Source organism: Streptomyces sp. NPDC001381, assembly GCF_042895685.1.
In the GTDB taxonomy this organism is placed as follows: Bacteria; Actinomycetota; Actinomycetes; order Streptomycetales; family Streptomycetaceae; genus Streptomyces.
Genome location: NZ_JBIAWO010000007.1, coordinates 244,111 through 265,052 on the forward strand (window position 1 = coordinate 244,111; position 20,942 = coordinate 265,052).

Sequence of the window (20,942 nt, forward strand, 5' to 3'; positions counted from 1 at the left end):
CCCTTTGATATCCCTGGAGATATGAAGCCCCCGGAGCCCGCGCACCTGCCTCCCCTCGCCCAGCTGCACGCCTTCGCGGTCCTCGCCGAGGAACTGCACTTCGGCCGGGCCGCCTCCCGCCTCGGCATCGCCCAGCCGCCGCTGAGCCAGCAGATCCGCCGGCTGGAGGACCGGGTCGGACACGCCCTGTTCGACCGCTCCCCCGCCGGCGTCACCCTCACCCCCGCCGGACGGGAACTCCTCCCCGCCGCCCGGCGCACCCTCACCGGCCTGTCCGACGGTCTCGCCGCCGCCCGGGCCGCCGGGGACGGCCGCACCGGCCGGCTGCGCGTCGGATTCGCCGCCTCCCTCGCCCTGACCGTCCTGCCGGACCTCCTGCGCACCCACCGCGACCGCCTCCCCGGCGTCCACCTCGACCTCCGCGAGATGACGACGGCCCCCCAGCTGACCGCCCTGCGCGACGGCGGAATCGACGTGGGCCTCCTGCGCGAACCCCCGTCCCACGACCCCGGCCTGTCCTTCCGCACGCTCCTGACGGAACCCTTCGTGGCCGTCCTCCCGGCCGCCCACCCCCTGGCCGCGAGGACGACGGTCCCCCTCGCCGCCCTCGCCGACGCCCCCTTCGTCCTCCTCCCCCGCGAGGCCGGCCCCGGCCTCCACGACCGCATCACCGCCCTGTGCGCCACGGCCGGCTTCACCCCGCGCGTCGCCCAGGAAGCCGTCGAGTGGCTCACGGTCTGCGCCCTCGTGGAATCCGGTCTGGGCATCTCCCTCGCCCCCACAAGCATCCGCCGCATCGCCCTGGAGGGCATCGCGCACCGCCCCCTGGAGCCGTCCACGGCGCGTACGGCCGTCGCCGTCGCCTGGCGCACGGACGACGGGAACCCCCTGGTGAGCGGGCTGCTCACGACGCTCACGGCCGCGCCGGCGACCGGAACGTGACGTCCGATCGCCGCCAGCGGCGCCCGTCCGCCTCGGGCAACGTGGCCGGTGGCCCGCACACCTGACCGCGGGTCCTCCGTCCACTCCTGCGAAAGGCCTGCGCATGCACGTCGTCCCCGGGCTCAAGGTCCTGTACTTCGGCACTCCGGTCGTGCTGATCAGTTCGCTCAACGAGGACGGCAGCGCGAACCTGGCGCCCATGTCGTCCGCGTGGTGGCTCGGCCAGGACTGCATGCTCGGCCTCGGCAACAGCGGCCAGACCACGGCGAACCTGCTCCGCGAGCGCGAGTGCGTGCTCAACCTGCCCTCGTCGGCGATGGTCGACGCCGTGGACCGGATCGCGCTCACCACGGGGAAGGCCACCGTCCCCGGCCACAAGGCGGGACAGGGCTACCGGTACGAGCCCGACAAGTTCGCCGCCGCCGGGCTGACCCGGCAGGCGTCCGAGCTGGTCCGCCCGCCCCGGGTCGCGGAATGCCCCGTCCAGCTGGAATGCCGGCTCGTCGCGGCCCACCCCTTCGGCAGTCCCACGCCCTACGCCACCGCGTTTCAGGTCGAGGTCCTGCGCACCCATGTCGAGGAGGACCTGCTGATCCCCGGGACGCACCACATGGACCCGCTGGGCTGGGACCCGCTGATCATGAAGTTCTGCGAGTTCTTCGGCGGCGGCCGCAATGTCCACCCGTCACGGCTCGCCGAGGGCTGGGACATGCCGCACCGACTCCGCCCGGCGCCGGCATCCCGGAAAAACACTTGAGCGACCGGGGACGACTTCTTAAGGTGGCTGGTACTTCGGAAAGGAGGTGGTTCGGCAGATGTATGGATACCGGACGGAAGAGGTGGCTGCGGGCTAGCGGCTCGCCACCACACTCAGTGCGGTGCCGGACCGGCGTGCGCGCGATGCACGCAGCCGGCCAATCCCACGCAGTCACCCGACCCGCGAGTCGCCGGTACGTCCGGCCGGCCCCCTCCCGGAGGAGGACCAGACTCGCGGGTCGCCTGCGTTCCCGCGCCCCCTCGTGTCCCCTAGTGGGCGATGTCCTCGTAGCCCTCGATCTCCTGCGGGCCCCGTGAGCCGGGGCCGATGTAGCGGGCGGAGGGGCGGACGAGGCGGCCGGTGCGCTTCTGTTCGAGGATGTGGGCCGACCAGCCGGCCGTGCGGGCGCAGGTGAACATCGAGGTGAACATGTGGGCCGGGACCTCGGCGAAGTCCAGGACGATGGCGGCCCAGAACTCGACGTTCGTCGCGAGGACGCGGTCGGGGCGGCGGGCGTGGAGTTCGGCGAGGGCGGCCTTCTCGAGGGCTTCGGCGATCTCGAAGCGGGGGGCGCCCAGTTCACGGGCGGTGCGGCGCAGGACGCGGGCGCGGGGGTCCTCGGCGCGGTAGACGCGGTGGCCGAAGCCCATGAGGCGTTCGCCCTTGTCGAGGGCCTGCTTGACGTAGGCCTCGGCGTCGCCGGTGCGCTCGATCTCCTCGATCATGCCGAGGACGCGGGAGGGGGCGCCGCCGTGGAGGGGGCCGGACATGGCTCCCACGGCACCGGAGAGCGCGGCGGCGACGTCGGCGCCGGTGGAGGCGATGACGCGGGCGGTGAAGGTGGAGGCGTTCATGCCGTGCTCGGCCGCCGAGGTCCAGTAGGCGTCGACCGCCGCCACGTGCTTGGGGTCGGGTTCGCCGCGCCAGCGGATCATGAAGCGTTCCACGACGGACTGGGCCTTGTCGATCTCACGCTGCGGGACCATGGGCCGGCCCTGGCCGCGAGCGGACTGGGCGACGTAGGAGAGGGCCATCACGGCGGCGCGGGCGAGGTCGTCGCGGGCCTGCTCGGCATCGATGTCGAGGAGCGGTTTGAGGCCCCAGACGGGGGCGAGCATGGCGAGTGCGGACTGGACGTCGACGCGGATGTCGCCGGAGTGGACGGGGATGGGGAAGGGCTCGGCGGGCGGCAGGCCGGGGTTGAAGGCGCCGTCGACGAGCAGGCCCCAGACGTTGCCGAACGAGACGTGGCCGACCAGGTCCTCGATGTCGACGCCCCGGTATCGCAGGGCGCCGCCTTCCTTGTCCGGTTCGGCGATCTCCGTCTCGAACGCGACGACTCCTTCGAGTCCGGGTACGAAGTCGGACATCGGGCGGCTCCTCGTGATGTGTGCGACGCATGGCGCCGGTGGATCCGCGGTCCTGTGCGGTTCGGTGTGCGGACTCGCGGTCGTGGGCGGTCACCCCACTGATGCCCCGTGCGGTCGACCGTCACCCAACCGGGAAGGGCCTGGGGTGGCATCTGCACCATATCCCCGGGTGTCACCGTTGGGGAGGGGTTGCGGCACTGAGTGCCACCTCTCACGCGGAGTGCTTCCATGCGGCAGGATGACCATGTGACCGACGCAGACGACGTCTACTCCGGCCCTGTGCCCGATCCCGCGGCCATGCGCAAGCAGTACCGCGTGGAGGGGCTCGACGAGGCCGATCTGGCCGCCACGCCCGTGGAGCAGTTCGCCCGCTGGTTCAAGGAGGCGGCCATCGAGGCCCATCTCTTCGAGCCGAACGCCATGGTGGTCTCCACCGCGGACGCGGAGGGCCGGCCCAGTTCCCGCACGGTGCTGCTGAAGCAGTTCGACGAGCGGGGTTTCGTCTTCTACACCAACTACGACTCCCGCAAGGCCCGGGACCTCGCCGAGAACCCGTACGTGTCGCTGCTGTTCCCGTGGCATCCGATGGCGCGCCAGGTCGTCGTGCGGGGCGTGGCCCGGCGTACGGGGCGGGACGAGACGGCCGCGTACTTCCGCACCCGGCCGCACGGCTCGCAGCTCGGTGCCTGGGCCAGTGCCCAGTCGGCGGTCGTCGCGGGGCGCGCCGAGCTGGACGCCTCCTATGCCGAACTGGTGGCGCGGTATCCGGAGGGCGAGCAGGTGCCGGTGCCGCCGCACTGGGGCGGTTTCCGGGTGGCGCCGGAGTCGGTGGAGTTCTGGCAGGGCCGGGAGAACCGGCTGCACGACCGGCTGCGGTACGTCGCGGAGGCGGACGGGAGCTGGCGGGTGGAGCGGCTCAATCCGTGACGGACCGCGGCGCGGTGGTCCTCAGTCGCGCCCCGCGTCCAGCACGGTGTCCAGCAGTCCCGCCCACTGGGCCACGACCCGCTCGCGGCGGCCGGCGTCATCGGTGAGCAGGTTGGCGAGGCCGAGGCCGCGGGCCATGTCGAGGAGGCCCTGGACGGTCTCGCGGACGCCGGGGACGGACTCGTCGGCGCCGAGGAGCTCCACGGCTATGCGGTGGGTCTCGCGGCCCACGCGGGCTTCCAGTTCGGTGACCCGGGGGCGGAGCGGTTCTTCGTTGGAGGCGGCGACCCACAGGTGGAGGGCGGCCCGGAAGAGGGGCCCGGTGTAGAGGTCGACGAGGGCGGAGACGACCGCGTGGCGTTCGGCGGCCCCTTCGGGGAAGAGGGCGCGCAGTGCGGTGGAGCGTTCCTCGGCGACGTACTCGACGGCCGCGGTGAAGAGGTCTTCGCGGGTGGGGAAGTGGTGCTGGGCCGCGCCCCGGGAGACACCCGCGCGTTCGGCGACGACGGAGACCGTGGAGCCCGCCCAGCCGTGTTCGGCGAGGCAGGCCACGGCGGCTTCCAGGAGCCGCTGCCGGGTGGCCCGGCTGCGGTCCTGCTTGGGGGCGCGGTCGCCGGGGACACGGTCGACCGAGGTCACAGCACCCATGCGGGATCCCGTCGTTCTAGGAAGGCGGTCATGCCCTCGCGCGCCTGGGCGGAGGAGAACAGCCGGGCCGAGAGCGCGGTGAGGTCGGCCGCGTCCCGGTCGAATGTCTCCAGCACCCTAGCCGTGAGCAGCCGTTTCGTCTCGGCCAGGCCCTGGGGGGCGGATCGGCGCAGACCGTCGAGGACTGGGGCGAGGACGGCGTCGACGTCCTCGCCGGTGGCGGTCAGCAGGCCGATGCGGGCCGCTTCGGGGGCGAGGAAGCGTTCGCCGGTGAGGTAGTAGCGGGACAGGGCGCGCGGATCGGTGCGCGGGAGGAGCGGGAGGGAGATCACGGCGGGTGCCACCCCGATCCGCACCTCGGTGAAGGCGAAGGTGGAGTCGGTGGAGGCGGCCGTGATGTCGCAGGCGGCCAGGAGGCCGAGGCCGCCGGCGCGGACGTGGCCGGTGACGCGGGCGAGGACCGGTTTGGGCAGCTCCACGATCTGCCGCAGCAGGCCGGTGAAGGCGTCGGGGCCGGGCGGGTCGCGCAGGTCGGCGCCCGCGCAGAAGGTGCCGCCGGTGTGGGTGAGCAGGACCGCGCGGACCTCGGTGTCCTCGGCGCAGTCGGTGAGCGCGTCGGCCAGTTGCCCGACGAGGGCCGCCGAGAGGGCGTTGCGGGTGTCGACCGCGTCGAGGCTGAGGGTTTCGACGCCCCGGGTGCGGGTCCGTCCGATGAGGGTCACGGCGCCTCCCTCAGCCGGCGGCGGAGGATCTTCCCGGAGGCCGCCCGGGGGACGGCGTCGACGAAGGTGACGCGGCGGACGCGTTTGTAGGGGGCGACGCGTTCGGCGACGTACATGGCGATCTCCCCTTCGGAGAGGCCGGGGGCGCCGGGCTGGCGGACGACGAAGGCGTGCGGGACTTCGTTGCCGTCGTCGTCGTAGACGCCGATGACGGCGGCGTCGGCGACGGCCGGGTGGGTGAGCAGAAGGGCCTCGAGTTCGGCGGGGGCGACCTGGAAGCCCTTGTACTTGATGAGTTCCTTGACGCGGTCGACGACGAAGAGCCAGCCGTCCTCGTCGACGCGGCCGACGTCGCCGGTGTGCAGCCAGCCGTCGCCGTCGATCATGGCGGCGGTGGCGTCGGGGCGGCCGAGGTAGCCCTTCATGACCTGCGGTCCGCGGATGAGGATCTCGCCCTCCTCTCCCACGCCGAGGTCCTTGCCGGGGTCGGTGAGGGAGACGATGCGCATCTCGGTGCCGGCGACGAGTTTGCCGACGGTGCCGGCGGGGGCGTCGCGCATGGCGTCGAGGGGGACGACGTGGGTGCCCGGGGAGAGTTCCGTCATGCCGTAGGCCTGGCCGACGGGGGGCAGGTTCAGGCGGTCGGCGCAGGCGGCGGCGAGGTCGGCGTCCAGGGGGGCGGCCGCGCTGATGACGTACTTCAGGGACGACAGGTCGTACTGGGCGACCGCCGGGTGTTTGGCGAGCGCGAGGACGATCGGCGGGGCCACGTAGAGGCCGGTGATGCGGTGGGTCTGGATGGCCGCGAGGAAGGTCTCCAGGTCGAAGCGGGGCAGGACGACGACGGTGGCGCCCTGGCGCAGGGGCGCGTTCATGAGGGCGGTGAGGCCGTAGATGTGGAAGAAGGGCAGGACGGCGAGGATGCGGTCGCCGGGGCCGGCCGTGATCGCCGGGTCGAGCTGGGCGAGGTTGGTGGCGATCTGCCGGTGGGTGAGCATCACGCCCTTGGGGACGCCGGTGGTGCCGGAGGAGTACGGCAGGGCGGCCACGTCCTGCGCCGGGTCGATGTCCACCTGTGGCTCGGGGGCGGCCGAGGCGAGCATGTCGATCAGGGAGCGGTGCCCGGGGGCGCTGTCGCAGACGAAGATCTCCTGGACGCCGCCCGCGAGTTCCGCGGCCCGCAGGGCGGTCCGCAGGAACGGTGAGACGGTGACGATCCAGCGGGCCTGCGCGTCGGCGAGCTGCTTGGCGAACTCCTCGGCGGTGGCGAGCGGGTGGACGGTGGTGACGGAGGCGCCCGCGCGGGTGGCCGCGTAGAAGGCGAGCGGGAAGGCGACGGTGTTGGGGCTGTGGAGGGCGAGGACGTCGCCCTTGCGGACGCCGGCCTCGGCGAGGGCGGCGGCGACGCGCCGGTGGAACCGGTCCACCTGTTCGTACGTGAGCGTGGTGCCGTCCGTGCCGTCGATCAGCGCGGGCTGCTCGCCGAACTCCGCCGCGTGGCCGAGGACGGCGTCGTGGATGGGAAGGTCCACGGGTGGGACGTCTGCGTACTCGCTGCGGAACATCGGTTCCTCCAAGGCGTCGGCCTAGTACGACTTGGGCAGGCCCAGGGTCTGGTGGGAGACGTAGTTGAGAATCATCTCCCGGCTCACGGGGGCGATACGAGCCACGCGCGAGGCCGTGATCAACCGGGCGATCCCGAACTCGCTCGTGAGGCCGTTGCCCCCGAGGGTCTGCACCGCTTGGTCTACGGCCCGCACGCAGGCTTCCCCCGCGGCGTATTTGGCCATGTTGGCGGCCTCGCCGGCGCCCACGTCGTCCCCCGCGTCGTACAGGTGGGCCGCCTTCTGCATCATCAGGCGGGCCAGTTCGAGCTCGATGTGCGACTGGGCGAGGGGGTGGGCGATGGCCTGGTGGGCGCCGATGGGGGCGTTCCAGACGGTGCGCTCACGCGCGTACGCGACGGCCTTCGTGAGGGCCTGGCGGCCCATGCCGATCGCGAAGGCGGCCGTCATGATCCGCTCGGGGTTCAGGCCGGCGAACAGTTGCAGCAGGCCCGCGTCCTCGTCGCCGACGAGCGCCTCCGCGGGCAGCCGCACGTCGTCCAGGACCAGCTCGAACTGCCTTTCCGCGCCGTGCAGTTCCATGTCGATGGGCCGGCGGGAGAAGCCTTCGGCGTCGCGCGGGACGATGAACAGGCAGGGCTTGAGGCGGCCGGTGCGGGCGTCCTCGGTGCGGCCGACGATGAGGGTGGCGTCGGCGATGTCGACACCGGAGACGAAGACCTTGCGGCCGGTGAGCAGCCAGTCCGTGCCGTCACGACGGGCGGTGGTGGTGATGCGGTGGCTGTTGGAGCCGGCGTCCGGCTCGGTGATCCCGAACGCCATCATGCGGGAGCCGTCCGCCAGTGCGGGGAGCCACTCCCGTTTCTGGGCCTCGGTGCCGAAGCGGGTGATCACCGTGCCGCAGATGGCGGGGGAGACGATCATCATCAGGAGGGGGTTGCCGGCCGCGCCCATCTCTTCGAGGACCAGGGAGAGTTCGGTGATGCCGCCACCGCCCCCTCCGTAGGCTTCCGGGAGGTTGACGCCGATGTAGCCGAGTGTGGCCGCGGCCTGCCAGAGGCCCTCGGTGTCGGTGTGCGTCCTGGCGAAGGACGCGACCGCCTTGCGGAGTTGCTTGTGCTCGTCGGACTCGATGAGAGAGGTCACTGTGGCTCCTTCGGGTGCGGGTTCGTCCTGGCGGGTCGCGCTCACGCGGCGGAGCCGCCTGTCGATGCGGCCTCGCGTCCCTGAGGCCGGCTGCTCTCCACCACGGCCAGGAGGGTGCCGACCTCCACTTGCTGTCCTTGCCCCACGTGCAGCTCCGTGAGGGTCCCCGCCGCCGGGGCCGAAATGACGTGTTGCATCTTCATCGCTTCGAGCCAGAGCAGCGGTTCACCGGCGCGGACACTCGATCCGGTGATGAGACCCTCCGCGAGCTTGACGACGGTGCCGGGCATCGGGGCCAGCAGGGAGCCCGGGGCGTGCTGGGCCTCGGGGTCGGGGAAGCGGGGAAGGGCGGTGAGGGTCGTGGTGTTGACGTGGACCTGGTCGCCGTAGCGGGCGACCTCGAAGCGGCGCCGTACGCCGTCGATCTCCAGGACGACGAGGGCGGGATCGGCGTGCACGACCTGGACGCCCTCGGCCGTCAGGCCGGTCCGCCCGTAGGTGTACCCGACCTCGGTCTCCTCGCCCGCGACCGCGTACCGCTTCGTGTGCGGCTGTGACGGGAGGTTGCGCCAGCCGCCGAGGCCCAGGCGGGAGCCGGCGCGCGTCGCGTCCGCGAGGGCCGCGGCGAGCGGGGCGTACGGGTCGGGGGCGGCGGCGGTGAGGTCGGTCAGGTGGCGGTCGTAGAAGCCGGTGTCCATGCGGGCGGAGGTGAACTCCTCGTGGCGCAGGGAGCGGACCAGCAGGTCGCGGTTGGTGACCGGGCCGTGCAGGGTGGCGCGTTCCAGTGCCCCGGCGAGGGTGCGGATCGCCTCGGCGCGGGTGGGGGCGTGGGCGACGACCTTCGCGAGCATGGGGTCGTAGTGGACGCCGATCTCGTCGCCGTCGGCGTAGCCGGTGTCCAGCCGGACGCCCTCCGGGACGGCCAGGCGGTGCAGGGTGCCGGTCTGCGGGGTCCAGTCGGTCGCGGGGTCCTCGGCGTAGAGGCGGGCCTCGACGGCGTGGCCCCGCGCGGGCGGCGGCTCGGGGGCGAGGGCGGCGCCCTCCGCCACACGGATCTGTTCGGCGACCAGGTCCAGGCCGAAGACGGCCTCGGTGACGGGGTGTTCGACCTGGAGGCGGGTGTTCATCTCCAGGAAGTGCGCGCGGCCGTCGGCGACGAGGAACTCGACGGTGCCCGCGCCGACGTAGGCGACGGAGCGTGCCGCGCGCACGGCCAGCGTGCGCAGTTCGTCCCGGAGCCGGGCGGACAGCGCGGGCGCCGGTGCCTCCTCGACGACCTTCTGGTGGCGGCGCTGGAGTGAGCAGTCGCGGGTGCCGAGCGGCCACACGGTGCCGTGGGTGTCGGCGAGGATCTGGACCTCGACGTGGCGGCCGTGCTCCAGGTAGGGCTCGACGAAGACCTCGCCGTCGCCGAAGGCGCTCGCCGCCTCGGCGCGCGCGCCGTCCAGCGCGGCCTTCAGGTCCTCCAGGCGGCGCACGACGCGCATCCCGCGCCCGCCGCCGCCGGCGGCGGCCTTCACCAGAACCGGCAGATCCGCTTCCGTCACCGCGTCCGCGGGCAGCGGCGCGAGCCCCATGAGCTCCTTGGCGCGGGTCTTGGAGGCCATGGCCTCGACGGCCTCGGGCGGTGGCCCGATCCAGACCAGCCCGGCGTCCTGGACGGCGCGGGCGAAGCCGGCGTTCTCGGAGAGGAAGCCGTAGCCGGGGTGCACGGCGTCCGCGCCCGCGGTGACGGCGGCCTTCACCACCAGGTCGGCGCGCAGATAGGTGTCCGCGGGCGCCGCGCCCGGCAGCCGGACCGCCATGTCGGCCACGCGTGTGTGGAGGGCGTCGGCGTCGGCGTCCGAGTGCACGGCGACCGTCCGGATGCCCAGCTCTTGGCAGGTGCGGAAGATCCGGCAGGCGATCTCGCCCCGGTTGGCGACGAGCAGAGTACCGATCACGTGATCCCTCACATCCGGAAGACGCCGAAGCCGCCGCGCGCACCCTCGTACGGCGCGGTGTGGATGGCGGACAGGCACAGTCCCAGGACCGTGCGGGTGTCGCGCGGGTCGATGACGCCGTCGTCGTACAGCCGTCCGGACAGGAACATCGGCAGCGACTCGGACTCGATCTGCTGCTCCACCAGGGCGCGCAGGGCGGCGTCGGCGTCCTCGTCGTAGGGCTGTCCCTTGGCGACCGCGGACTGCCGGGCGACGATCGAGAGCACGCCAGCCAGTTGCTGGGGCCCCATCACGGCCGACTTGGCGCTCGGCCAGGCGAACAGGAAGCGGGGGTCGTAGGCGCGCCCGCACATGCCGTAGTGCCCGGCCCCGTACGAGGCGCCCATCAGCACCGACAGATGCGGTACACGGCTGTTGCTCACCGCGTTGATCATCATCGCGCCGTGTTTGATGATGCCGCCCTGCTCGTACTCCTTGCCGACCATGTAGCCGGTGGTGTTGTGCAGGAAGAGCAGCGGGATGTCGCGCTGGTTGGCGAGCTGGATGAACTGGGCGGCCTTCTGGGACTCCGCGCTGAACAGGACGCCCTGGGCGTTGGCCAGGATGCCGACCGGGTAGCCGTGCAGGGTGGCCCATCCGGTCGCCAGGCTGGTGCCGTAGAGGGGCTTGAACTCGTCGAAGTCGGAGCCGTCGACGATCCGGGCGATCACCTCGCGCGGGTCGAACGGCGTCTTCAGATCGCCCGGGACGATCCCGAGGAGCTCCTCCTCGTCGTACGCGGGGGGCGCGGCCGGCCCCGGGTCCGGGTGGGCCTTGCGATGGTTGAGGCGGGCGACCACGCGGCGGGCCTGGCGCAGGGCGTCCGCCTCGTCGACGGCGAAGTAGTCGGCGAGACCGGACACGCGCGCGTGCATCTCCGCGCCGCCGAGCGACTCGTCGTCGCTCTCCTCGCCGGTGGCCATCTTCACCAGGGGCGGCCCGCCCAGGAAGACCTTCGCCCGCTCCTTGACCATGATCACGTGGTCGGACATGCCGGGGACGTAGGCGCCGCCCGCCGTGGAGTTGCCGAAGACGACGGCGACGGTCGGGATGCCGGCCGCCGACAGCCGTGTCAGGTCCCGGAAGATGGCCCCTCCGGGGATGAAGATCTCCTTCTGCGAGGGCAGGTCGGCGCCCCCCGACTCGACCAGGCTGATGCAGGGCAGCCGGTTGGCGAGGGCGATGTCGTTCGCCCGCAGGGCCTTCTTCAGCGACCAGGGGTTGCTGGCGCCGCCGCGCACGGTCGGGTCGTTGGCGGTGATCAGGCACTCCACGCCCGCCACGACCCCGATCCCGGTGACGAGCGAGGCGCCGACCGTGTAGTCGCTCCCCCAGGCGGCCAGCGGCGACAGCTCCAGGAAGGGGGTGTCCGGGTCGAGGAGCAGCTCGATGCGCTCGCGGGCGAGCAGCTTGCCGCGCCCCCGGTGCCGTTCGACGTACTTCGGGCCGCCGCCGGCGAGGGCCTTCGCATGCTCGGCGTCCAGGTCGGCGAGCTTGGCCAGCATGGCCTCGCGCGCGGCGCGGTAGTCCGGTCCCCGGGTGTCCAGGGCGGAGGTGATGACCGTCAAAGCAGGGCCTCCGGGATGTCCAGGTGACGGGAGCGCAGCCATTCGCCGAGCGCCTTGGCCTGCGGATCGAAGCGGTGCTGGGCGGCGACCCCGGCGCCGAGGATGCCCTCGACGACGAAGTTCAGGGCGCGCAGGCCGGGCAGCACATGCCGGGTCACGGTCAGCTCGCGGCTCTCCGGGACGAGCCGGCGGAACCGCTCCACGGTCAGGGTGTGCGCGAGCCACCGCCACGCCTCGTCGGTACGGACCCAGACCCCGACGTTGGCGTCCCCGCCCTTGTCCCCGCTGCGGGCCCCGGCGACCAGCCCGAGGGGGGCTCTGCGCACGGGTCCCGGCGGCAGGGCCGGGGGCAGGGGCGGCTGCGGCACCTCGTCGAGTACGCGGGTGTCCGCGGCCGGCGCCACGGGGACGCGGCGCCCGTCGTCGAGGACGGCCAGGTGCTCGACCTCGCCCTGGGGGAGGTACGCGGCCTCGAAGACGCCGTAGGGGGATCCCTTGCCGGGCGGGGCGAGGACGTGGAAGCCGGGGTAGCTCGCCAGCGCCAGTTCCACGGCCGCCGCGCTCAACGCTTTTCCCACCACGCCCTCTTCGGCATCGCGCACCACGAGCCGGAGCAGGGCGGCGGCCTCCTCCTCGCGGTCGGCGTCGGGCCGGTCGGTCCGTACGAGTTCCCAACGGACCTCGGCAGGCGGGGACTTGGCGAGCGCCTCCGTCATCTGGCCGCGCACCAGTTCCGCCTTGGCCTCGATGTCGAGGCCGGTGAGCACGAAGACGACCTCGTTGCGGAAGCCGCCGAGCCGGCTGCGCCCCACCTTGAGGGTGGGCGGCGGGGCCTCCCCGCGCACTCCCGTGATCCGCACCCGGTCGGGTCCGTCCTGGGCGAGCCGTACGGTGTCCAGCCGGGCGGTGACGTCGGGCCCGGCGTACCGGGCGGCGCCCGTCTCGTACAGCAGCTGGGCGGTGACCGTGCCGACATCGACGAAGCCGCCCGTGCCGGGGTGTTTCGTGATGACGCAGCTGCCGTCCTCGTACAGCTCGGCGAGCGGGAAGCCGGGCCGGCGGACGTCCCGGGGGCCCTCCCGGAAGAAGGCGTAGTTGCCGCCGGTGGCCTGTGCCCCGCACTCCAGGACGTGCCCGGCGACGACGGCTCCCGCGAGCCGGTCGTACTCGCCGGGCCCCCAGCCGAAATGCGCGGCGGCGGGCCCGGTGACCAGGGCCGCGTCCGTCACCCGCCCGGTGACGACGACGTCGGCGCCCTCCCGCAGGCAGGCGGCGATGCCGAAGCCGCCGAGGTAGGCGTGGGCGGTGAGGCTGCCGGGGTGGCGGCCGGTGAGGTCGTCGCCCTCGACGTGCGCGACGCGTACGGGGACGCCGAGCCGGTCCGCCAGCTTCCGGACGGCGTCGGCGAGGCCGGCGGGGTTGAGCCCGCCGGCGTTGGTGACGATCCGCACGCCCCGTTCCCGGGCGAGTCCCAGGCACTCCTCCAGCTGCTTCAGGAACGTGCGGGCGTACCCGGCGGACGGGTCCTTCAGCCGGTCGCGGCCGAGGATCAGCATGGTGAGTTCGGCGAGGTAGTCACCCGTGAGGACGTCGAGTCCGCCGCCGGTGAGCATCTCGCGCATCGCGTCGAAGCGGTCGCCGTAGAAGCCGGAGGCGTTGCCGATGCGCAGCGCGGTCACTCGGCGGCCTCCCTGGGAGCGCGGCCGGTGCCGGGCGGGCCCGCGAAGGCCTGGGCGATGTCCAGCCAGCGGTCGGCGTCCGGGCCGACGGCCTCCAGGGCGAGGTCGGCGCGGTGGGCGCGCTGGGTGACGAGGAGGCAGAAGTCGAGGGCGGGGCCGGTGACGCGGTCCGTGGCGTCCTCGGGACCGTACGTCCACGACTCGCCGGAGGGGCCGGTGAGTTCCACCCGGAACTCCTCGAACGGCGCGGGCAGTCCGTGCACGTGGAAGGCGAAGTCACGGGTGCGGACGCCGAGGCGGGCGATGTGCCGCAGCCGGCCGGTGGGCGCGGGCACCACGCCCAGGGCGTCGGCCACGTCCCGGCTGTGGGCCCAGGTCTCCATGAGACGCGCGGTGGCCATGGAGGCGGCGGCCATGGGCGGGCCGTACCAGGGGAAACGCGCCCCGGGGGGTGCCGCGCGCAGGGCGTCCTGAAGTGCCTCGCGCCCGGCCCGCCAGTCCGCGAGCAGCTGCGCGGGCGGCTTACCGGCCCCCTCCTCGGCACCGTTGTCCACGAAGTCCCCGGGGGCGGCCAGCGCCTTCTCGACCTCACGGGCGAAGGCGTCCTGATCGGTCACGGCGAGCACGGAGGAGCGGTCGGTCCAGGCGAGGTGCGCGATCTGGTGGGCGACGGTCCAGCCGGGCGCGGGGGTCGGCAGCCTCCACTGCTCGGGCGTCAACTCGGCCACGAGGCGGTCGAGTTCGTCGCTTTCGGCACGCAGATCGTCGAGCACGGGCGTCGGGTCGGCCATGGGGTGGAGCATGGCAGGCCCCCCAGAAACAATCAAGCATGCTTGCATGAATTTCTGCCCCGCCCTGCGGCCGGGGAAGCGGGGGGCGGGTTCACGGCGCGGGCGGGGGCCGGCGGGCACGGCGGCCCGTGTCGGTGGGGCGGGGCGGCCCGTGTCGGTGGGGCGGGGCGGCCCGTGTCGGTCGGGTGGGGCGGCTCGTGTCGGTGGGGTGGGGCGGCCCGTGTCGGTCGGGTGGGGTGCGGCGGGCCGGGGGCGGGTGGTGTCGGTCAGGCGTCCGGGGGTGTCGGGTTTCCCCGGCCCACCTGGGTCCGCACGGCGCCCATGCTCGCCGCGATCACCAGGCCGATCGCGGCCGCCTCCAGCGGCGACAGGGCCTGTCCGAGGATCAGGAAGCCGGCGGTGGCGGCGAGGGCCGGTTCGAGGCTCATGAGGATCGCGAAGGTGGAGGCGGGCAGGCGGCGCAGGGCGAGGAGTTCGAGGGTGTACGGGAGGACGGAGGAGAGCATCGCCACCGCCGCTCCCAGACCGAGCGTCACCGGGTCCGCCAGCTTCGCGCCCGACTCCGCGAGGCCCAGGGGAAGGAAGAGCAGCGCGCCGACCGCCATGGCCAGGGCGAGCCCGTCGGCCTGGGGGAAGCGGCGGCCCGTGCGGGCGCTGAACACGATGTACGCCGCCCACATGGCGCCCGCGCCCAGCGCGAAGGCGACCCCCGCCGGGTCGAGATCCCCGAAGCCTCCGCCGCCGAGCAGGAAGACGCCCGTGAGCGCCAGGGCGGCCCAGACCAGGTTCAGCGCACGGCGCGAGGCGAGGACCGACAGGGTCAGCGGGCCGAGCACCTCCAGGGTCACCGCCAGACCCAACGGGATGCGGGCGACGGCCTGGTAGAAGAGGCCGTTCATCGCTGCCATGGAGACGCCGAAGACGATCACCGTCCCCCAGTCCGTCCGGGAGTGGCCGCGCAGCCGGGGGCGGCAGACGACGAGCAGGACGACCGCCGCCACGAGCAACCGCAGCGCCACGACGCCCAGCGCCCCAGCCCTCGGCATCAGCGTCACCGCCAGCGCGCCTCCGAACTGCACCGAGACGCCCCCGGCGAGCACCAGGCCGACGGGGCCGAGGGAGCCGAAGCGGCCGGAGGCGCCCTGCGGGGCGGAGGCGACGACGGGGGCCGCGGTGGCGGCTTCTGGGGTGGTCACGGGCGGTCCAGGGGTTCATTCGTCCATCACGGTGAACTTTCGAGTCCACAGTAATGGACCTCGTCAGGTGTGTGAACCCGTTATGCCGCTGTCTCGGGCTGTGAGACGTCAGATGCCGGACGCCCAGTACGCCTCGTCACGGAACAGGGGACGGCCGTCGGCGAGGGTCGTGGGGACCGCTTCGTACGGCCCGTGGGCTCCCGGCGCCCCGTATTCCGGGTGGGCCGCCGCCCAGGGCCGGGCGTCGGGCGTGTACCCGTACCCGTCGCCGTACCCGTACGTCTCGCCGTACCCGTTCGCGCCGCCATACGCGTTCGCGTCGCCGTGTCCCGTCGCGTCGCCGTACCCGTTCGCGTACGCCACCTGCACGGGCGGTTCCACGAACAGCGGCAGCCGCAGCTCGCCCGTGTCCATGACCGCGTTGTTCTGGGAGCGGTGCAGACGGGCGTAGGCGCCGCCCCTCGCCAGCAGTTCCTCGTGCCGGCCCGTCTCCACGATCCGTCCCGCGTCGACGACCAGGATGCGGTCGGCGTCGGGAGCGAGGTTGAGGTCGTGCGTGATCATGATGGTCGTACGGCCGGTCATCAGGCGCCGCAGGGGCTTCACGATCCGCCGGGCCGCGATCGCGTCCAGCCCCGTCGTCGGCTCGTCGAGGACCAGGACCGGCGCGTCCCGCAGGATCGCCCGGGCGATCGCGAGGCGCTGGAGCTGGCCGCCGGACAGCCGCGCCGAGCCCGGGTCGATCCTCGTGTCGTAGCCCTCGGGCAGCTTGACGACGAAGTCGTGGGCGTCGGCCGCCCGCGCCGCCTCCTCGATCGCCTGGTCGCTCGCGCCGGGCCGCCCGCAGGCGATGTTCGCGCGGACGGTGTCGTGCAGGACGAGCGTCTCCTGGGGCAGCAGGGTCACGTACTCGCGCAGCCGTGCCAGCGGGAAGTCCCGCACGGGCACGCCGTCCAGCAGCACCTCGCCCGCGTCGGGATCGTAGAACCGCAGCAGCAGCTTCGACACCGTGGACTTGCCGGCGCCGCTCGGCCCGGTGATGATCACCAGCTCGCCCGGGCGGACGGTGAAGGTCAGTCCCTCCAGGGCCGTACGGTCCGCGCCGGGGTAGCGGAAGGAGACGTGCCGCACCTCGACCGTGCCGTCCGGGCGGCCGGGGACCTCGGCGCCGCGCCGGGGGTCCGTCACCGACGGCCGTACGTCCAGGATCTCGATCAGCCGCTCCGCCCCCGCCGTCGCCGCCGTGATCGTCAGGCCCAGCTGGGCGAGCCCCCGCACCGGCGGGTACAGGTAGCCGAGGAAGGCCGCGAAGGCGAGCAGCTGACCGAGGGTCATCCGCCCGGTGGAGATCTCCCAGGCACCGATGCCGATCACCGCGAGGACGCACACCGTCTCGATGACCTGCACGAGTTGCTCGTAGGCCTCGTTCAGGCGGGTCGCGCGGACGGACGCGCGGAACCAGGAGCTCGCCTCCTCGCCGAGCCTGCGGCGCTCGGCGTCCCGCCGGTCGTACGCCTGCGTCAGCACGATGTTGCCGAGGGACTCCTCGACCACCGAGGTGATCGCGCCGTCGGCGACCCGGCCCTCCCGGGAGACGTCCTTGATGGAGCCGGAGAAACGGCGGGCGGCCAGCCAGAAGAGGGGGGCGAGGACGAAGGTGGCGGCGGCCAGGTCCCAGCGCAGCCAGAAGGCGGCGGCCGCGTAGAACAACGCGCTGAAGGCCGCCGAGGCGGCGCCGACCAGGCCCGAGACCACCATCGTCTCGATGGCCTCCACGTCACTCGTCAGCCGGGACAGCAGGTCGCCCTGACGGTGGCGCTGGAAGAAGTGCGGAGGCAACTGCTGCACATGGTCGAAGACGTGCTCGCGCAGCCGCATCACGAAGCGTTCGGTCGCCCAGGCCGCCAGGGAGTTGCCGGCGTAGGCGACGACCGCACCGGCCACGGCGACCCCCAGCCACTTCACCGCGGGTGTCCAGAACGCGGCGAGCGAGCCCTCCCGGAGGGCGTTGTCGGTGAGGTCGCCGAAGAGCAGGATCGCCTCGGTCTCGGCGAGCGCGGCGAGGATCGTGCACACCCAGACGACCATCAGCCATTTCCTGAGGCCCTTGGTCAGCGGCCAGAAACGGCGGAACGCAATTCGGGCGGGAATGGTGGGGGTGTCGTATTCGGATTCGTACCCGGAATCGCCGTCCTCGAGTTCGCCGCCCATTTCCCAACCACTCCCTTCCGCTCCGACTCTCCCTCTTTTCGAGGGCGAAGGGGCCGACGGTGCACCATCGGCCCCTTTTCAGCATGACAGCGAGGGATCAGCCGTCCTGGCGGGGAACCGGCGGCTGGGGCTGGTGCTTCTTCTTCGCCTTCGGCTTCGGCGGCGGCGGGAGCTGCTTCGACTTGGGCTTGGGGGGCAGCGGGGCAAGCTTCTTGAAGCTCATTCCAACTCCTTGCGGGGATTGCGCTGTGCTTTCGTCGTTTCGGGCTTTCCGCGTCCGGCTCCCGACATCGAGAAACTTACACGCTTCTCATCTCCGCGAACGGCAAAAAGAGCAAAGGAGCGCTGTGAATACCCTTGGAGTAGCTGGCAATTGCTTGAGCGAGCCGCGGAACCCGGGCGGCCCTCACCCGGGCGTCATCCCCGCTCCCCCGCCGGCCCGTCCACCGCCCCGTTGTTCCCCAGCCCGTCCGCCAGCACCTCCGCCAGGTGGCGACCCCGCACCCCCGCCAGCTGCTCCAGCTGCGTGCGGCAGGAGAAGCCGTCCGCGAGCACGGCCGCGTCCGGCGGAGCGCTCCGCACGGCGGGCAGCAGCTGCTCCTCCGCGCACGCCACCGACACCTCGAAGTGCCCTTCCTCGAAGCCGAAGTCGCCCGCGAGGCCGCAGCAGCCGCCGCTGAGCTCCCCGGTGAGACCGGCGGCCTCGCGCAGCCGCCGGTCGGGCGCGTCGCCGAGCACGGCGTGCTGGTGACAGTGCGTCTGGCCGGCCACGGGACGGTCCAGGCGCGGCGGGACCCAGTCCGGGGCGTGCCGCTCCAGCGTCTCCGCGAAGGTCAGCACCCGCCCCGCGAGCCGCCGCGCGCGCGGGTCGTCGGGCAGCAGCCCGGGCAGGTCGGTGCGCAGGGCGGCGGCACAGCTCGGCTCCAGGACGACGACCGGTGCGGCCGTCTCCAGCACCGGTTCCATCAGGTCGAGGGTCCGGCGCAGCACCGCGCGCGCGTGGTCGAGCTGGCCGGTGGAGACGTACGTCAGCCCGCAGCAGACCCGGTCGCGGCGCGCGGTCAGCAGCGCCGCCGCGCTCCTCGTCCGCCCGTCGCCCACCGGCCGCCCGCGCATCCGCAGGGTCGGCGGCAGCACGACCCGCAGCCCGGCCGCCTCCAGCACCCGTACGGCCGCCCGGCCGACCGAGGGCGAGAAGTGCTCGGTGAAGGTGTCGGGCCACAGGACGACCGGCTCACCCCCTCCACCGGCGCGCGCGGGCCGCCGCCGCCACCAGCGGCTGAACGTCTCCCCGGCCAGCCGGGGGATCGCCCGCTCCCCCGCGATCCCGCCGGCCCGCTTCACCGCCCACGCCAGGGGCCGCACGCGCGCGAGGGCGTTCACGAGCCCCGTCGCGCGCGTGCGGGACGCCCAGCGCAGCCACCGGGGGAGCCGGCCCATCGCGTAGTGGGCGGCGGGGCGGCGCCGGCCCGCGTAGTGGTGGTGCAGGAACTCCGCCTTGTACGTGGCCATGTCGACCCCGACCGGGCAGTCCGACCGGCAGCCCTTGCAGGACAGGCACAGGTCCAGCGCGTCCCGTACCTCCGGCGAGCGCCAGCCGCCGGTGACCACCTCACCGGCGAGCATCTCGTGCAGCAGGCGGGCACGCCCGCGTGTGGAGTGCGCCTCCTCGCCCGTCGCGCGGAACGACGGGCACATCACTTCGGGCCCGCCCGCCGTCGTCGTACGGCACTTGGCGACGCCCACGCAGCGGCGCACGGCCGCCGAGAAGTCGCCACCGTCGGAGGGGTAGCCGAAGGCCACCGGGACGGGCTCGCGGGGAAGGACCGAGAAGCGCAGACCGGTGTCCAGGGGCGCGGGGCGCACCAGCATGCCGGGGTTGAGCAGGTCGTCGGGGTCCCACACCCCCTTCGCCCGCCCGAACAGGGCGACCATCGGCTCCCCGTACATCCTCGGCAGCAGCTCGGCCCGCGCCTGTCCGTCGCCGTGCTCCCCGGACAACGAGCCGCCGTGGGCGACCACCAGGCCGGCGAGCTCCTCCGAGAAGCGGCGGAAGCGGCCGATGCCGGGCTCCGTCAGCAGGTCGAAGTCGATCCGGACGTGGATGCAGCCGTCTCCGAAGTGGCCGTACGGCGTCCCGCGCAGGCCGTGCGCGGCGAGCAGCGCCCGGAAGTCCCGCAGGTAGGCGCCGAGCCGGGCCGGCGGCACCGCGCAGTCCTCCCAGCCGGGCCAGGCCTCGGAGCCGTCCGGCATGCGGGTCGCCGTTCCGCTCGCGTCCTCGCGGACGCGCCACAGGGCGCGCTGCCCGGCCGGGTCCGTGACGATCAGGGAGTCCACGGCGTCCGGGGCCGACCGCACGACCGCCCGCGCACGGGCCTGCGCCTCGCTCTCCGTCTCCCCGCCCGTCTCCACGAACAGCCAGGCCCCGCCACGGGGCAGCGCGGCCGCCGCCCCGGCCGGCACCAGGTCGGCCGCCATGCCCTCCACCGTCAGCGGCCCGCTTCCGCCGCCGGTTCCGCCGGCGCGGGCCGGCCCCGCCGGCAGCAGTCCGGCCGCCGCCTCGGCCGCGCCGCTCTCGTCGCCGTAGCCGAGCACGGCGAGCGCACGCGCGCGGGGGGCCTCGACGAGCCGGACGACCGCCTCCGTCAGCACGCCCAGCGTGCCCTCCGAGCCGCAGAAGGAGCGGGCGACGTCGACGCCCCGCTCGGGCAGCAGCGCGTCCAGCGCATAGCCCGAGATACGGCGGGGCAGTTCGGGGAAGCCGGTCCGCAGCAGCGCCAGATCCCCTTCGACGAGCTCCCGCAGCCCCGCCGGCGCCCCGGCCCACCCCTGCCCGAGCCGCAGCCGCCCTCCGCGCGCGGTGACGACCCGCAGCTCGCGCACACTGTCCGCGGTCGGCCCCCACGCCACCGAGTGCGAGCCGCACGAGTTGTTGCCGATCATCCCGCCGAGCGTGCAGCGGCTGTGCGTGGACGGGTCGGGGCCGAAGCGCAGGCCGTGCGGGGCGGCGGCCTCCTGGAGCCGGTCCAGGACGAGCCCGGGCTGCACGACGGCCGTGCGCGTCTCCGGGTCCAGGGCGACCAGCCGGTTCATGTGCCGGGTGAAGTCCAGCACCACGCCCGTGCCCGTCGCCTGTCCGGCGATCGACGTGCCCCCGCCCCGCGCGACGACCGGCACCCCGTGCGCCCGGCAGACCTCCAGGGCGGCGCTCACGTCGTCGGCGTCCCGGGGGGCGACGACACCCAGGGGGACGCGGCGGTAGTTCGACGCGTCCATGGTGACCAGCGCCCGGGAGGTGACGTCGAAGCCGACGTCACCCCGGACGGCCTTGCGCAGCTCGGCCTCAAGATCCGTCATGTCTTCAGCAAACCAGCATGCGTGCGCGCCTTCACGCCTCCGGCGGGGCCGCCCTGAAGAAACGGTCCGCCCAGCGAAACG

General features: G+C 73.5%; 16 protein-coding genes. 3 read left to right on the top strand and 13 right to left on the bottom strand.

From position 1 onward, the window contains the following. Positions 1-21 precede the first annotated feature (21 nt). Complete coding sequence (locus tag ACFY2L_RS28915) at positions 22-942, top strand: LysR family transcriptional regulator (RefSeq protein ID WP_390823859.1); 921 nt, start codon at positions 22-24, stop codon at positions 940-942. 103 nt (positions 943-1,045) lie between these two features. Beyond that, entirely contained in the window at positions 1,046-1,699 is a 654-nt protein-coding gene (locus ACFY2L_RS28920) for a flavin reductase family protein (protein ID WP_390823860.1), read from the top strand. Between the two features lie 269 nt (positions 1,700-1,968). On the opposite strand, the gene ACFY2L_RS28925 is transcribed toward ACFY2L_RS28920, so the two are convergent. Then, complete coding sequence (locus tag ACFY2L_RS28925; RefSeq protein WP_390660410.1) at positions 1,969-3,069, bottom strand: citrate synthase 2; 1,101 nt, start codon at positions 3,067-3,069, stop codon at positions 1,969-1,971. Positions 3,070-3,297: 228 nt separating this feature from the next. Here ACFY2L_RS28925 and pdxH point away from each other — a divergent pair, with 228 nt between their 5' ends. After that, the gene (gene pdxH, locus ACFY2L_RS28930; RefSeq protein WP_390660411.1) at positions 3,298-3,996 is read left to right on the top strand and encodes a pyridoxamine 5'-phosphate oxidase; all 699 of its coding nucleotides are present in this window, start codon (positions 3,298-3,300) and stop codon (positions 3,994-3,996) included. A 21-nt stretch (positions 3,997-4,017) separates the two neighbouring features. Here pdxH and ACFY2L_RS28935 read toward each other — a convergent pair whose 3' ends face one another. From ACFY2L_RS28935 to ACFY2L_RS28990, 12 genes are all read right to left on the bottom strand, one after another. Beyond that, complete coding sequence (locus ACFY2L_RS28935) at positions 4,018-4,644, bottom strand: TetR/AcrR family transcriptional regulator (RefSeq protein WP_390660412.1); 627 nt, start codon at positions 4,642-4,644, stop codon at positions 4,018-4,020. Continuing rightward, positions 4,632-5,366 carry an enoyl-CoA hydratase family protein gene (locus ACFY2L_RS28940; protein WP_390823861.1) on the bottom strand — a complete coding sequence of 245 codons (735 nt, stop codon included), beginning with the start codon at positions 5,364-5,366 and terminating at the stop codon, positions 4,632-4,634. The genes ACFY2L_RS28935 and ACFY2L_RS28940 overlap by 13 nt, the downstream gene beginning before the upstream one ends. Next, positions 5,363-6,931, bottom strand: a complete 1,569-nt coding sequence (locus tag ACFY2L_RS28945) for a 4-coumarate--CoA ligase family protein (protein ID WP_390823862.1) — start codon at positions 6,929-6,931, stop codon at positions 5,363-5,365. The genes ACFY2L_RS28940 and ACFY2L_RS28945 overlap by 4 nt, the downstream gene beginning before the upstream one ends. Positions 6,932-6,952: 21 nt before the next feature. Beyond that, positions 6,953-8,077, bottom strand: a complete 1,125-nt coding sequence (locus ACFY2L_RS28950) for an acyl-CoA dehydrogenase family protein (RefSeq protein ID WP_390660415.1) — start codon at positions 8,075-8,077, stop codon at positions 6,953-6,955. A gap of 41 nt (positions 8,078-8,118) precedes the next feature. Further along, on the bottom strand, positions 8,119-10,020 hold the full coding sequence (locus ACFY2L_RS28955; RefSeq protein ID WP_390823863.1) for an acetyl/propionyl/methylcrotonyl-CoA carboxylase subunit alpha: 1,902 nt from the start codon (positions 10,018-10,020) through the stop codon (positions 8,119-8,121). An 8-nt stretch (positions 10,021-10,028) separates the two neighbouring features. Beyond that, entirely contained in the window at positions 10,029-11,669 is a 1,641-nt protein-coding gene (locus ACFY2L_RS28960; RefSeq protein ID WP_390660417.1) for an acyl-CoA carboxylase subunit beta, read from the bottom strand. Beyond that, positions 11,624-13,306: an acyclic terpene utilization AtuA family protein gene (locus ACFY2L_RS28965; RefSeq protein ID WP_390823864.1), complete on the bottom strand. Its 1,683-nt coding sequence runs from the start codon at positions 13,304-13,306 to the stop codon at positions 11,624-11,626. Before ACFY2L_RS28965 ends, ACFY2L_RS28960 begins: the two co-directional genes overlap by 46 nt. Further along, entirely contained in the window at positions 13,303-14,097 is a 795-nt protein-coding gene (locus tag ACFY2L_RS28970; protein WP_390660419.1) for a TIGR03084 family metal-binding protein, read from the bottom strand. The genes ACFY2L_RS28965 and ACFY2L_RS28970 overlap by 4 nt, the downstream gene beginning before the upstream one ends. Before the next feature lie 266 nt (positions 14,098-14,363). Next, positions 14,364-15,293, bottom strand: coding sequence for a DMT family transporter (locus ACFY2L_RS28975; RefSeq protein WP_390660420.1), 930 nt, complete (start codon positions 15,291-15,293; stop codon positions 14,364-14,366). Between the two features lie 108 nt (positions 15,294-15,401). Continuing rightward, on the bottom strand, positions 15,402-17,504 hold the full coding sequence (locus ACFY2L_RS28980) for an ABC transporter ATP-binding protein (protein ID WP_390823865.1): 2,103 nt from the start codon (positions 17,502-17,504) through the stop codon (positions 15,402-15,404). A gap of 97 nt (positions 17,505-17,601) precedes the next feature. Beyond that, positions 17,602-17,727, bottom strand: a complete 126-nt coding sequence (locus tag ACFY2L_RS28985) for a hypothetical protein (protein ID WP_390660422.1) — start codon at positions 17,725-17,727, stop codon at positions 17,602-17,604. A gap of 194 nt (positions 17,728-17,921) precedes the next feature. Further along, positions 17,922-20,861: an FAD-binding and (Fe-S)-binding domain-containing protein gene (locus ACFY2L_RS28990; RefSeq protein ID WP_390823866.1), complete on the bottom strand. Its 2,940-nt coding sequence runs from the start codon at positions 20,859-20,861 to the stop codon at positions 17,922-17,924. Between the last annotated feature and the right edge of the window lie 81 nt (positions 20,862-20,942).